The sequence below is a fragment of the Microbacterium sp. HM-570 genome, from assembly GCF_054165885.1.
Window position 1 is genome coordinate 2,262,946 of record NZ_CM135111.1, and the last position, 12,761, is coordinate 2,275,706.

Here is a 12,761-nt window from a genome sequence, read left to right on the forward strand (position 1 = left end):
GCTCGGCCCTGCGCGCGGCTGCTCTGGCGGGCTCCGCCGTCGGTGGATAGGATGCCGGTAGCGGCGCGCGCGGATGGTTCACTGTGGATGGGGTGTGAAGATGGGATGGGGTGTGAAGATGCCAAGAACCAGCAGCCGGACGAGCGGCACCACAAGCCGGGATTCCAGTCGGTTTCGACTCCGGCTGACCGCCCTGCTCCTCGCCGTCTCGGCGGCGCTCGGCTCTCCGTTTGCGATATCGACGGCGTGGGCGGACGGTGGGCAGTCAGCCGACGAAGGCTACGTCATGGTGCTGCAAGCGCTGAGCTTCCTCGTCAACGAACCGGGCCCGAATGGCACCGCTCAGGCGGGCGCCATGGTGGAGGATGCGCTCGCGGCCGAGGACCAGGACGGAGTCGACGTTGCGGCTCTGGAGCAGGCGCAGACGGCGCTTGAGGCAGGCGATGCCGACCAGGCGCAGCAGCTGTTGCAGGACTCCATCGCCGAGGCGATCGCCGAGCTGGAGCCGGCAGTCGGGGACGAGACGGGCACCACGCAGATGCTGCCTCCGCTGCCGCCGCAGAACGGGCTGTCCCCGACCGACTGGCTGTTCCTCGCGCTGTCCGTCCTCGCCGCAGCGGCGGGGATCGCGCTCGCGGTACTGTTCCGGCCCAAGGAGAGCCTCCGCGAGCTGAGCGCGACGATTGCGGCCGAGGCGGCTCGCCGGCGGCAGGCGCGCAGCATGACGAGTCAGGAGCGGTGATGTCGACACGAACGCTGATTCCGGAAGCGGGATTCTCCGAACCTCGGGGTGTGTGGCGCCGCGCCTGGGACGTCATCGATGAGCGACTCGGGGTCTCCGCGCTGGCCTACCCGGTGCCGGAGCATGCGAACCGGTTCGCATGGACGCTCGGCGGGATCACCGCGGTGAGCTTCGCTCTGCTGATCGGCTCCGGCATTCTGCTCACCCAGTTCTATTCGCCGATGCCCGAGACGGCGAATCAGTCCATCCGCATGATCGAGACGGAGATCTGGGGCGGTAGCCTGCTGCGCGGCGTGCACTTCTGGGCGGCGCAGGCGATGTACGTCGGCGCGGTCCTGCACATGGTGCGCGTCTTCGTCACCGGCTCCTACAAGAGGCCGCGGGAGGGCAACTGGCTCATCGGGGTCGGGATGCTGGGGCTGATCACGTTCGCCATCTTCACCGGCACCGTGCTGAAGTGGGACCAGGAAGGCTTCGAAGCCCTCGGGCACAACATCGGCATCGGGGATCTGCTGGGCGGGGTCGGCTACTGGTTCTCGCCCGGGTTCGCAGACCAGATTCCCATCCTATTGCGGTTGTACGGGGCGCATGCCGTGATCATCCCCGGCGTCCTGCTCGTGCTGGTCGTGCTGCACTTCCTCCTCGTCAAGCGGCACCGTATGTCGCCACATCCGATCCTGCCAGCCGGCTCGTTGCCGGAGCAGGCCGCCGAAGCGGAGCCGACGCAGCCGTTCACCAGTCATCTGCGGCGGCTGGTCGCCTTCGGCATCGCCCTCGCCGGGATCCTGGGCATCCTTGCCGTGCTGCTGCCAGCACCGCTCGGGTCGCCCCCGGTTCCGGGCATCGAGATCACCAAGCCGCCGTGGATGTTCTGGTGGCCGTTCACGCTGGAGAACTGGTTCGGGCTGGCGGCGATCGTCTGGGGCGAGGTGGTGTTCTTCCTGCTGCTCGCGATCCTGCCGTTCGTGGACCGGAATCCCGAGCGCTGGTGGCGCAGGCGGCCTGTCGCGATGAGCGCGGCCCTCGTGCTCGTCCTGATGTTGGTGGCGCTCACCGTGCTGATGGCGATCACCCCGGCCGAAGTGCACCTGTGACCGGCGCAACGCGGCGCGCCAGGGAAGCCTCGAGGCCCGGTCCCCGGCGCGCACACGTGTCGCTGGTCGTGCTGACCGGTCTCTCGATCCTGGCCGCGGGCGGGCTCACAGCGGCGATCTCCGCCGCACCGAGTCCGGCGACCGGGCTGCTGTTCGCCGCCAGCGCCGTACTTTCCATCGTCGCCGGAACGCTGTGCGTGCGTGTTGTGCTGGCCTTGGAACGGGTGCGTCGCGGCATTCGACCGCGCGCCGTCGCCAGTCCCGACGACTTTCCCGTCCTGAGCAAGGTCTTCTCCGGGCTGGCACGCACGAGAGAACGAGAAGAGCCGCGGTAGCCGCGGTTCCGGTCATCGCGCTCTCACATGGCATAGCGGTCGGGCTCATGGCCGCGCTCGAAGCCGCGACCGGTGAGCTGGACCGGAGTGATTTCCACGAACGTGTACTTCAGCGTGGGGATCCACGGTCGAAGCGGCCGCTGGTCCGCCGCGTCGATCTCCGCCTGGCGGTCGAGCCGACGCGCCGGTCCTTTCGCGACCACGCTCCAGGCTTCTGCCTCCGTGAAGCCGTCCGTCTCGAGCGCCACCCGGCCGCTGACAGTGAGCGCGAGCAGCTTCGTGCCTGGCGCGGTGCGGAACAGGATTGTTGAGCCGTCCGCATGGAAATTCACCGGGAAGATCTCAACCTCACCGCCGGCGCAGACCGCAAGTCTGCCGAGCGTCTGGGCGGCCAGAATTTCCCAGCATTCATCCGCGCTGAGCTGTTCGACTTCGCCTGCGTCCTGCCACATCTTGTCCTCCTTCCGGCGGCATCCTCACCTGGGCTGCCCGCGCCGCTGGAACCGCCGACCGCTCACCTGCGGTTCCGTGATCACCACATAGTCGTATTTCGGGCCGTCGTAATCCAGCGTCGGGATCCAGGGCTCCAGCGGCTGCCGCTCGGCCCAGTCGAACTCGGACTGGTGCAGCAGCGGACGGGCCTGCCCCTTCGCCACCACGCTCCAGGCTGACGTGTCGGTGTGCTCATCCGTCTCCAGCGCGACGTGGCGGTTCTCGATGAGCTTCCGCAACTTCGTGCCGGCGTCCGTCCGGAACAGGATTCTCTGCCCGTCGGCGAAGAAATTGATCGGGAAGATGTCCACGTCTCCGGAGGTCGCGACGGCCAGTCGTCCCAGGCGCTGCGGGTGCAGCAGGGCCCAGCATTCATCACTGCTGAGGATCTCCACACCGACCGGATGCTCCGCCATGTGGCCCCCTTCCCGACCATTCCCATTGAACCGTTTGAGCCCGCTGTTGTCCATCGCATGTGTCCATCGCACACCCACACGACCGGGCTCAGGCGATCACACGTTGATCATCACCTTGAGTGCCTTCGTCTCCGCCGCCCGGGCGAAGACGTCGTATGCCTCCAGAATGTCGTCGAGCTGGAAGGTGTGGCTGATGAACTCATCGACGGGCAGCTTGTGCTGCGCCAGCAGCCGCAGCAGGGTCGCGGAGGTGTTGGTGTTCACCAACCCCATGGTGATGCTGATGTTCGAGATCCACAGGTCTTGGAGCGGGAACTCGACCGGCTTGCCGTGCACCCCCACATTCGCCACCCGGCCCGCCGGGCGCACCATGTCGAGGCACATCTGAAATGTCTGCGGAATCCCCACCGCCTCCACGGCGACGTCCACGCCGAGCCCGTCCGTCAGTGCCAGGACCTGCTCCTTCCAGTCGGGATCGCTGGAGAGGACGGTGTCGGTGGCGCCGAACGCCTTCGCCTTCTCGGCGCGGTTGGCGTCGAGGTCGATGGCGATCACCCGGGAGGGTCCGTACAGCCCGGCCGTGGCGATGACGGCGAGCCCCACCGGCCCGGCGCCCACGACCGCGACGACGTCGCCGGCCTTCACCTGCCCGTACCGCACCCCGATCTCGTGCCCGGTGGGCAAAATGTCGGACAGCAGCGTCCCCTGCTGCGGTGTCACGCCCGGCGGCAGCCGGTACACCGACGTCTCGGCGTAGGGCACGCGGACATACTCGGCCTGCGTGCCGTCGATCAGGTGGCCGAAGATCCAGCCGATTCCCGGGGCGCCCTCGTCGCCGAGGCAGTGCGAGTAGACGCCCTGCTTGCAGTAGTCGCACTTGCCGTCCGCGGAGATGCAGGACAGGATCACCTGGTCGCCGACCTTCAGGGTGGTGACGGCGTCGCCGATCTCGGTGATCGTGCCCACCCCTTCATGGCCGAGTATGCGTCCAGGCTGGACCGCTGGCACGTCGCCTTTGAGGATGTGCAGGTCGGTTCCGCAGATGGTGGTGGTGTCGATCTTGACGATCACGTCCGTGGGCTTCTGGATCGTCGGATCCGGCACGTCCTCCCAGCTCTTCTGGCCCGGCCCTTTGTAGACAAGCGCTTTCATGACGGCCCCTTCTCCCGCGCGGTGACTCGCTTCCCCGACTGTCGGGCAGCGGAACCCGTCATCCGTGCCCTGGCGACGCTATTCGCCACCGGCGCTGCGGGCAATGGTCGGCGTGCGCTTGACAGCAGGTTCCGGGAGCGGGTGACATCACCGTGGCGACAGTGGATGGGCGGTTGGTCGGGGAACCAAGCGGGCCGAACTCGGTCAGCGATCAGCCGGCCGCTGAGCGCGCGATCCTAGCAGGACTGCGGCGAAGAGGGCGGCCGCCGCGGCGATGCCGGCGTTGACCGCGAGGGCAGCGGTGAGTCCGTCGACGAATGCTTCGTGATGTGCCGCGTCCAGCGTGCGATCGAACGCGGCGTTCGGCCCGAAGGAAGTGAGGATCACGCTCATCACGGCGATCCCCAGCGCAAGTCCCGTGGCTTGTGCGGTGTTCAAGATGCCCGCCGCCATGCCGTATGCGGAACCGTCGGCCCCGCTCAGGGCCGCGCTCGTCGTCGGTGTGCGGGCGATGCCGATGCCGATCCCCGCCAATGCGAGCCACGCCGGGAGCGCAATGCCGCCAGACCGGAGGCCGAACGTGCCGAGACCGAGCAGCGCCACGGCAAGCGCGAGCATCCCGACGACGACGAGCAGACGATTGCCGAACCGGTCCGCCAGGCGCCCCGCGATGGGCGCCACGACGACGATGCTCAGGGTCAGTGGCAGCAGGGCCCCGCCGGCGGCGAGGGCCGATAGGCCGGCGACCGTCTGCAGGTAGAGGGCGAGGAAGAAGAACAAACTGCACATGACCGCCGTCGAGAGCAGGGTGACCAGGTTCGCCGCCGTGAGCGACCGGCTTCGAAACAGCTTCAGGTCGACCAGTGGCTGCTGTGCGCGACGTTCCCTCGCGATGAACAGGAGGGCGGAGGCGAAGCTCACGAGCAGCAGGGCGAGGAAGCCGGGGGAGGCCCACCCGCCGTCTTCGAAGAGTCCGAGCGACATCACCAGCGCGACGAGCGCAAGCGCGGAGAGCACGACGCCCGGAAGGTCCACACCGCCGCCGGTCCTCACGTGGGTCGATCGCGGCAGCAGGATGCGTGCGAGGAGCCAGGCCCCCGCACCGAGCGGCACATTCACCAGGAAGATCCACGGCCAACCCACCCAGTCGGTGATGATGGCCCCGAACAACGGCCCGGCACCGAGCGCGCTCGCAGACACACCGGACCAGATTCCGATTGCGACACCTCGCTCTCGGTCTGGGAACGTCGATGCGATGAGCGCGAGCGCGGCCGGTGCCACCAGCGCAGCGCCGACTCCTTGCACGCCGCGGGCGGCGATGAGGACGGCCGCGTTCGGCGCGAGGCCGCCAAGCAGCGACCCGAGCACGAACACGGCGAGCCCGAGCAGGAAGATGGGCCGGGCGCCGTTCCGGTCCGCGAGTCGGCCTGCCAGCAAGGTGAACGCGGCGACCGCGAGGGTGTACGTCTTGACGACCCAGGAGATCGAGACGAAGTCGGCCCCGAGATCGGTCTGGATCGCCGGTACAGCGACCGACACGGCGGTGTCGTCGGCGAGCAGCAGGAACGTCACCAGCGTGAGGCCCCCGAGGACGCTCCATCGGCTGGCGCCACCCGCCTCACGCCGGGTCTCATTGATGCGGAGGGCGGAGGCCTTCCCACTGCTGGCCATTATGCGGACTTCATGGAACGCAGGGTGTCCCGCAGTGCGCCGGCGGAGCGGTGCAGCAGTGCGATCTCTTGGTCGTCCATCGGCGTGTCGACCACTCGCAAGATCCCCTCGGCGCCCACCACGGTCGGAACGGAGAGCGCGATGCCGCTGAGTCCGTGATAGTCGCTGAGGATCGAGCTCACCGGCAGCACGGCGTGTTCGTCCTTCAGCACCGCCTCAACGACTCTCGCTGCGGAGAGGCCGATCGCGTAGTTGGTCACCCCCTTCCCGGCGATCACGCGTGCCGCAGCGCCCCGGACGGCGGCGGCGATGTCGTCCAGTTCCTCAGGACGGAACTTCGCCCGCCCCGCAGGCGCCCACTCCCTGGCGGGAACCGGTCCGATTCTGGCCCCGGACCACAGCGGGAACTGTGAGTCGCCGTGCTCCCCGACGATGATGGCGTGGACGCTCGCGACGGCGACTCCGGCCGCCCGGGCGAGCATCCATCGAAGGCGGGAGGAGTCGAGCACAGTCCCCGTCGAGAACACCCGGTTCGGCGGAAGGGCGGCGTATCGCTGCGCCACGACGGTGAGCACATCCGCCGGATTGGTGATGACGAGAAAGATAGCGTCCGGTGCGCAGGCGACGAGTTGCGGCATCAAGCCACGCAGGAGAGCGGTGTTGGCGCCAGCCAGTTCCAGCCTTGACTGACCAGGGTGCTGCTTCGCCCCAGCCGTGACGACGACCACGTCCGACCCGGCGAGCTGATCGAGATCCGTGCCGCCGGACACCTGCGTTGTGCCGGTGTACGGCGTGCCGTGGGCGAGGTCGAGGACCTCCGCCTCCACCTTCGCGGCGTTGCGGTCGAGGAGCGCGATCTGGTCGGCGCTGTTGCGGATCAGTGCCGCGTACGCCAAGGAGGAGCCGACCGAACCGGCGCCGACGATTCCCAGCTTGGTGGGGGCCCGCTTCGTCCGTTCGGCGTGATGCCGTCCCACCTCAGCCACGGCGTCGCCGCGCGGTCAAGAGCAGGTAACCGCCGAGCACGCTCACCGTGCTCACGCCGGCGCCGAGCAGCGCACCCTCCCAGGATCGCCACTTGCGCTCGCCGGCGACCAGCTCGCCGATGCCCCCGATGAGGGCGGCCGTGACGATTCCGGCGACCAGCCGGTGTCCGATTCGCTCAGCACGCCCCATTAGCGGTTCCAGTTCGGCCGCTCGCAGATGCACCTCCACGCCGCTGGAGTCGAGCATCTTCAGCAGCCGGCGGATTCCTCCCGGCAGCTCCAGAAGCAGTCGGCCGGTGTCGATGGATGAGCCGGCGAGGCGCCGTACGATGGCGGAGAGGGTCACCCGTTCCCGCATCAGGCGCTCAGAGTATGGCGTGAGCACCTCCTGCAGGTCGAAGGCGGGGTCGAGCCGCACGCCCAGCCCCTCCGCCATGATGAGCACCCGGAACAGCGCCGCCATCTCGGACGGAAGCCGCAGGCGGTGTTCTCGCAGCAGCGTGAACAGCTGCGTGATGAGGTCGCCCATCCTGATCTCACCGAGAGGCCGGCCGTGGTACAGGGCCACGAAGGGGACGAGGGAGCCGCGCAGCGCTTTCTCGTCCACCCGGTCGGGGCTCACCGACAGTTCCGCGAGCGCCGAAGCCAGCCCGTCCGGGTCACCACGAGTGAAGGCAACGAGGAAGTCGGTGAGCCGTTCCTGCAGCTGCTCGTCCACCTCCCCGACCATGCCGAAGTCGATGAGCGCCAGCGTGCCGTCGGCCTGCACGAACATGTTGCCGGGGTGCGGGTCGGCGTGGAAGAAGCGATCGTCGAAAATCATCTTCAGCACCGTGTCGGCGCCTCGGCGGGCGAGCCGCTGCCGGTCGATTCCCGCCGCATCGAGCGCGGGCAGATCATCGATCTTGATCCCGACCATCCGCTCCAGGGTGAGCACCCGCGAGGTCGTGGTGTCCCAGAACACCCTCGGGATCGCGACGTCGGTGCCCGCGAAGTTCTCGGCGAACCGCTCGGCGTTTCGACCCTCCTGAAGGTAGTCGAGCTCGCGCCGGAGACTCGCCGCGAATTCCTGGGCCACGCCCGGGAGGTCGTAGGCGCGGGCCGCCTCCCAACGTCGGCTCGCCGTCGCCGCCAGGTTGTGCAGGATGTCGAGGTCTTCCTCGACCCCGGCGACGACGCCGGGCCGGCGGACCTTCACCACCACCTCGATGCCGTCGTGCAGCCGAGCCGTGTGCGCTTGCCCGATCGACGCCGCGGCCAGCGGCTTGGCGTCGAAGCGGGAGAAGAGCTCCTCCGGCTCGGCACCGAGTTCCTGCCGGATCGCGTCCCGGATCTCGTCCACCGGAACGGGGGGAGCGTCGTCCTGCAGCTTGGCGAGTTCGTCGGCGTAGGCCCGGGGAACCAGGTCGGGCCGGGTGGAGAGCAGCTGACCCAGCTTGATGAAGGTGGGACCGAGCTCCTCGAGCGCGAGCCGCACGTGATCCGGCGTCAGGTAGGGCTCCTCCCGCTGGCCGTGACCGAACGCCCCCTTGTGGAAGGGGATGAACCGGTCGACTCCGGTGACGCCAGCGACGAAGCCGAGACTGTGGCGGGCCAGGGTCTCGGCGATGAACTGGTAGCGCGGCCGGTGCGTGCTCACTTCCGGGCCGATCCGTTAGCGGGTGCTTTGCCGTGCCCGCCGTGCCCGCCCCGTTCACCCCGCCCGCCGTGCCCGCCGTGCCCGAACAGGTGCATCGCCACGAGAGCCACGATCCCGACATACGGCAGGGCGGCGAGCACGTGCGGCCAGTGGTCCACGACCAGGTAGATGATGATCCCGGCAACCGCCAGCGCGAGCACCGCCCACATCGACGGCGAGCGGCGGGGGCCACCGGCGGGCCGGGCGGTATCGCCCTGGTGCGCTGCGGGGCCCTGGCCGTGCGGGCCGCCTGAGGTCACGCGTTCCGCCCGCTGGCGTCAAGGAATTCCTTGCGCATACCGAAGGTGGCGTCGGTGATCGTCATCGATGCTGCGGCATCCGGTGCGAGCCCGGTGAGCGCGCGGATGGCGTCGATCGTCTCCGGGACGACGATGGCCTCGTTGAACACCTGGTAGGTCAGGTACACCTCGTCGCCGTTGACTGTGACGAGGTCCTCCCACAGCGCCACCTCCCACATGTCGCCGCGGGGACGCCCGAGGTCGCGCATCAGCTCGATGGTGGAGTTGAGTGCGACCAGGCCGTCCGACATGCGGATGAAGGCGATCCGAGGGGCCTTCCGGAAGGCGTCCAGCACCTCTTCGCGCGTCGCCTGCCGGGTCAGCTGGATGGTCCAGTAGTGGTTGTGCGTCTGCGTGTGCGCGCCCTTCGCCGCGATGGTGACGAGGTCGAGATCCGGGACGACGGTCTGCGCGTCGGGCCCCTGGTGGGACGGGATGACGGGCTCCGGAACCATGGTGTTCATGATGCCGCCCTCGTGGGACTCCCACGGGTCGGTGGCCCGGCGGATGAGCACCCCCCGGGCGCGGAGCAGCAGACCGGCGTCGCGGAGCGCGCCGAGCACGCGCACGATGCTCGTGGTGTTGCACGACACCACGCGGGTGCTCTCCCGTCCGATCGCGCTCGCGTAGTTGGCCTGGGCGACGAACGAGTGCCCGGTCGTCGTGTGCGATTCGCCGCCCTGCAGGATGAACTTGACGCCATGCTCCCGGTAGTGTGCGACATTCCCTGCGGCCACGTGCTTCGGGGTCGTGTCCACCACGATGTCGGCGGAGTGGAGGAGCTCGTGCAGGGTGCCGGCCACCTCCACGCCGGCGTCGGCCATGCCGGCAGCCGCCTCGGCCGTCGCCGCGTAGATCGGCGCCCGCCCGATGGCGGCCTTGATGCGCCAGTCCGTGGCGACGTCGGCGATGCCGGCCAATTCCATGTCGGGCTGCGCCAGAACGGCATCTGCGACCCGCTTTCCGATGACGCCATAGCCGTTCACGGCGACGCGCACAGTGGTCATTTCGCTTCCTTTCTCGAGGGTCTTCTGTCGAGCGCGAACACCTGCTCCGTGCCGCCGCTCAACGGCACCCGCTCCCCCCGGACGTCGACAACGACGGGGGCGGCGGAGCTCGGCGCGCACACCAGCCGCAGCTCATGTGGGGTCAGCATCACTGTGATTCCGTGACCCCGGTGGTGGATCGTGAAGCTCACGCTGCGCAAGCGGGGCGGCAGCTGCGGGTTGAATGCGAGCTCCCCGGCGCGGAGGGTGAGTCCGGCGAACGACCGCACCACGATGTCCGCGGTGCCCGCCATGGCGCCCAGATGCACGCCTTGCCGGGTGGTGCCGCCCTGCGTGTCATCGAGGTCGGCGACGAGCGCCTCCCGAAACAGCTCCCAGGAGCGTGACGGGTCGAAAGCCGCCCACACCGATGCGTGAACGACCCGGCTGAGCGTCGACCCATGCGACGTCCGGGCGCTGTAGAACTCGAGCGTCCGGCGGAGATCCTCCATCGTGGTGGGGTAGCCGAGGTTCGACAGCTGGTCGATCACCCCCTCGGTGCCGAGGAGGTAGACGAGCATGAGCACATCCGCCTGCTTCGAGAGCCGGTAGTGATTGGTGGCGTCGCCCTCCGCCTCCAGGATGAGGTCGAGCCGGCCGATGTTGCCGTACGTGCGGCGGTAGTGGTCCCAGTCCAGCTCGGCGAGCTCGCCGTACCCGGCGAACTGGCTGACCACCCCATCGGAAAGGAAGGGCACCGCAAGCGTCCGGCTCAGCTCGCTCCACCGCCCGATCTCCTCGACGCTGACCCGGAGGCGATCCGTGATCGCCTCCCAGGCGTGTCCGCCGAGCTCACCCTGCAGATCACCAAGCCGCGCGAACAGCCACGCGGCGAGCACGTTCGTGTACGCGCTGTCGCGGACACCCGACCCGGGTCGCCCGGGATATCCGTCGTGGAACTCATCGGGACCCATCACACCGTCGATGTGGAACCTGCCGTCAGCGGGGTCAAGCGCCGCGAGCGAGGCGAAGAGTCTTGCGACTTCCACCATCAGGTCCGCGCCGCGGTTGGCCAGCCACTCCCGGTCGCCGGTGGTCTGGAAGTGCTGCCAGGCGTTGAATGCGACGGCGAGTCCGACGTGCCGCTGCCGCCTGGAGTTGTCGGGTATCCAGCGTTGCGAGCGGGAGTTGAAGAGCTCCGTCGGAGTCTCCTCGCGACCGTCGCTGCCGCTCTGCCAGGGGAACATCGCGCCGGCGAGGCCGGCCTCCCGCGCAGCGGCCCGCGCCGCGTCCAGCCGGTGCCACCGGTAATCGAGCAGTGCGCTGGCGACCTCCGGCATCCGCCGTCCGATCACCGGCACCACGAACAGCTCGTCCCAGAAGATGTGGCCGCGGTATCCCTCGCCGTTCAGGCCGCGGGCCGGCACGCCGGCGTCGACGAGGGCGGTATGGGGCGACACGGCTTGCACCAAGTGGAACAGGTGCAGGTTGAGCACCAGCCGGCTCTGCGTGTCCGCCTCGATGGACACTTCGAACAGATGCCACAGCCGCCGCCAGGCGTCCTCGTGCCGCAGCAGGAGCGGCGCCAGTTCTTCGCCGTGCCAGCGCAAGCGGTCGAGCGCACCCTGCGCGGGGGATGCGATCGCCGGATCGCGGGACGTGACGAGCGCGACCGTCTTGCTGATCCGCACCGGGCGGTCGGCCGCCACGTCCACGTCGATCTCATCCGCAGCGGCGAAGCCGTCGTGCACCGTCCCCCGTCCCGGCTCACCGTCGGCACCAGCAACCTGTGTGCGGGAGGCGAGGGCGATCCGCACCCCGCTCCGGGCGGTCTCCACCTCGCAGAGAAGGACCCCGTCGACGTGCCGGAAGACCGGTGCGGCCAGATGCACGGCGGGAGCGTCCGCACCGCCGTTCGCGTTGCGGACCCCGGCGTCGATTCCGGAGCGGACGCGCACCCGGCCGCTCCACCCCTGCGCCGTGAGGGTGGTCTCGAGCGCGAGCAGGTGTGGGTCGTGCATGGCGGCGAAGGAGCGCTGCACGATCTGCAGCGGCCCCTGCGGGCCTCTCAGGGTCACGGTGCGGGTCAGCACGCCGCTGCGCAGGTCGAGCTCACGGCGCTCGCCGCTCGCCGGGATCTCCCCGGACGACCACCACGCACCGTTCCCGATCCGCAGGTCGAACGGCAGCCAGTTCGGGAGGTTGACGAGGTGCTCCTCGTCGAAGCGCCGTCCGTGCGCTTCGACCACGGTCCGGTTGAAGAGACCCGCCACGTAGGTGCCGGGGTAGTGCACCCCGTCGTCGTGTCGTTCGGGATGGGCGCCGCGGCTGCCGAGGTAGCCGTTCCCGAGCGCGGTCAGCGCTTCGCGGTGGCCCTCATGCGCCGGGTCGAACCCCTCGTACACGAGCCGCCACGGGTCGGTGCGGGCGGCGCCGAGATCGAGTTCCGCCGCGTTCCCGAGCACGAGGTCGGCTCCGGCGTCCTCCAGACCGGCGCGGCGGGATGCATCGTCGATGCCGACCACCAGCCCGAAGTTCCCGGCACGGCCGGCTTGCACCCCAGCCGGGGAGTCCGCCACGACCACCGTCCGCGCGGGTGGGACTCCCAGCCGTCGGGAGGCATCGACGAGCGCGCCCGCTTCCCGACCCGAGCGCGGGATGGCGGACGACGCCGCGGGGACCGCAACCAGATCGAACAGCTCCTCGACGCCTGCCGCTTCGGGCCGAGCACCGATCGCCGGAACGAGCGCCACGGGAATTCCGCCCGCACGCAGCCGCGGGAGCATATCGGGAACGCCTCGGGGAAGGCCGGCCGAGGCGTTCCCGGCCTCCGCCTCCAGCGCGCCGCCGTCCACGATGAACAGCACCGCGCCGTACCCGGTGCGGATGGCAGGCGTCTCGACCGTCATC

12 protein-coding genes are annotated in these 12,761 nt (G+C 69.3%); 3 read left to right on the forward strand and 9 right to left on the reverse strand.

Annotated features, from left to right (window positions below; genetic code table 11):
* Window positions 1-118: 118 nt before the first annotated feature.
* The 3 genes from ACT9TC_RS10785 to ACT9TC_RS10795 are packed head-to-tail and all read left to right on the forward strand — an operon-like array spanning window position 119 to window position 2,171.
* Entirely contained in the window at window positions 119-742 is a 624-nt protein-coding gene (locus ACT9TC_RS10785; protein WP_458040502.1) for a hypothetical protein, read from the forward strand.
* Window positions 742-1,836 (forward strand): cytochrome b N-terminal domain-containing protein, encoded by a 1,095-nt coding sequence (locus tag ACT9TC_RS10790; protein WP_458040503.1) that lies wholly within the window; start codon window positions 742-744, stop codon window positions 1,834-1,836. Before ACT9TC_RS10785 ends, ACT9TC_RS10790 begins: the two co-directional genes overlap by 1 nt.
* A 56-nt stretch (window positions 1,837-1,892) precedes the next feature.
* Entirely contained in the window at window positions 1,893-2,171 is a 279-nt protein-coding gene (locus tag ACT9TC_RS10795) for a hypothetical protein (RefSeq protein WP_458040504.1), read from the forward strand.
* Between the two features lie 23 nt (window positions 2,172-2,194).
* Here the strand turns inward: ACT9TC_RS10795 and ACT9TC_RS10800 are convergent, their stop codons facing one another.
* The 9 genes from ACT9TC_RS10800 to ACT9TC_RS10840 all read right to left on the reverse strand — a co-directional run bounded on the left by ACT9TC_RS10800 (window position 2,195) and on the right by ACT9TC_RS10840 (window position 12,760).
* Window positions 2,195-2,623 (reverse strand): pyridoxamine 5'-phosphate oxidase family protein, encoded by a 429-nt coding sequence (locus tag ACT9TC_RS10800; protein ID WP_458040505.1) that lies wholly within the window; start codon window positions 2,621-2,623, stop codon window positions 2,195-2,197.
* 24 nt (window positions 2,624-2,647) lie between these two features.
* Window positions 2,648-3,079, reverse strand: coding sequence for a pyridoxamine 5'-phosphate oxidase family protein (locus ACT9TC_RS10805; protein ID WP_458040506.1), 432 nt, complete (start codon window positions 3,077-3,079; stop codon window positions 2,648-2,650).
* 96 nt (window positions 3,080-3,175) lie between these two features.
* Window positions 3,176-4,231, reverse strand: a complete 1,056-nt coding sequence (locus tag ACT9TC_RS10810) for a zinc-dependent alcohol dehydrogenase family protein (protein ID WP_458040507.1) — start codon at window positions 4,229-4,231, stop codon at window positions 3,176-3,178.
* 204 nt (window positions 4,232-4,435) lie between these two features.
* Window positions 4,436-5,902, reverse strand: a complete 1,467-nt coding sequence (locus tag ACT9TC_RS10815) for a DHA2 family efflux MFS transporter permease subunit (RefSeq protein WP_458040508.1) — start codon at window positions 5,900-5,902, stop codon at window positions 4,436-4,438.
* The gene (locus ACT9TC_RS10820; protein WP_458040509.1) at window positions 5,902-6,888 is read right to left on the reverse strand and encodes an L-lactate dehydrogenase; all 987 of its coding nucleotides are present in this window, start codon (window positions 6,886-6,888) and stop codon (window positions 5,902-5,904) included. Before ACT9TC_RS10820 ends, ACT9TC_RS10815 begins: the two co-directional genes overlap by 1 nt.
* Window positions 6,881-8,527 carry an ABC1 kinase family protein gene (locus ACT9TC_RS10825; protein ID WP_458040510.1) on the reverse strand — a complete coding sequence of 549 codons (1,647 nt, stop codon included), beginning with the start codon at window positions 8,525-8,527 and terminating at the stop codon, window positions 6,881-6,883. Before ACT9TC_RS10825 ends, ACT9TC_RS10820 begins: the two co-directional genes overlap by 8 nt.
* Window positions 8,524-8,826, reverse strand: a complete 303-nt coding sequence (locus ACT9TC_RS10830) for a DUF2933 domain-containing protein (RefSeq protein WP_458040511.1) — start codon at window positions 8,824-8,826, stop codon at window positions 8,524-8,526. The genes ACT9TC_RS10825 and ACT9TC_RS10830 overlap by 4 nt, the downstream gene beginning before the upstream one ends.
* The gene (locus tag ACT9TC_RS10835; protein ID WP_458040512.1) at window positions 8,823-9,872 is read right to left on the reverse strand and encodes a type II glyceraldehyde-3-phosphate dehydrogenase; all 1,050 of its coding nucleotides are present in this window, start codon (window positions 9,870-9,872) and stop codon (window positions 8,823-8,825) included. The genes ACT9TC_RS10830 and ACT9TC_RS10835 overlap by 4 nt, the downstream gene beginning before the upstream one ends.
* Window positions 9,869-12,760 (reverse strand): glycosyl hydrolase family 65 protein, encoded by a 2,892-nt coding sequence (locus tag ACT9TC_RS10840; RefSeq protein WP_458040513.1) that lies wholly within the window; start codon window positions 12,758-12,760, stop codon window positions 9,869-9,871. The genes ACT9TC_RS10835 and ACT9TC_RS10840 overlap by 4 nt, the downstream gene beginning before the upstream one ends.
* Between the last annotated feature and the right edge of the window lies 1 nt (window position 12,761).

Coding starts and splice junctions, on each gene's coding strand:
- ACT9TC_RS10800 (WP_458040505.1), bottom strand. CDS start 2,623: ATGTGGCAGGACGCAGGCGAAGTCGAACAGCTCAGCGCGGATGAATGC.
- ACT9TC_RS10815 (WP_458040508.1), bottom strand. CDS start 5,902: ATGGCCAGCAGTGGGAAGGCCTCCGCCCTCCGCATCAATGAGACCCGG.
- ACT9TC_RS10835 (WP_458040512.1), bottom strand. CDS start 9,872: ATGACCACTGTGCGCGTCGCCGTGAACGGCTATGGCGTCATCGGAAAG.
- ACT9TC_RS10805 (WP_458040506.1), bottom strand. CDS start 3,079: ATGGCGGAGCATCCGGTCGGTGTGGAGATCCTCAGCAGTGATGAATGC.
- ACT9TC_RS10840 (WP_458040513.1), bottom strand. CDS start 12,760: ATGACGGTCGAGACGCCTGCCATCCGCACCGGGTACGGCGCGGTGCTG.
- ACT9TC_RS10810 (WP_458040507.1), bottom strand. CDS start 4,231: ATGAAAGCGCTTGTCTACAAAGGGCCGGGCCAGAAGAGCTGGGAGGAC.
- ACT9TC_RS10785 (WP_458040502.1), top strand. CDS start 119: ATGCCAAGAACCAGCAGCCGGACGAGCGGCACCACAAGCCGGGATTCC.
- ACT9TC_RS10790 (WP_458040503.1), top strand. CDS start 742: ATGTCGACACGAACGCTGATTCCGGAAGCGGGATTCTCCGAACCTCGG.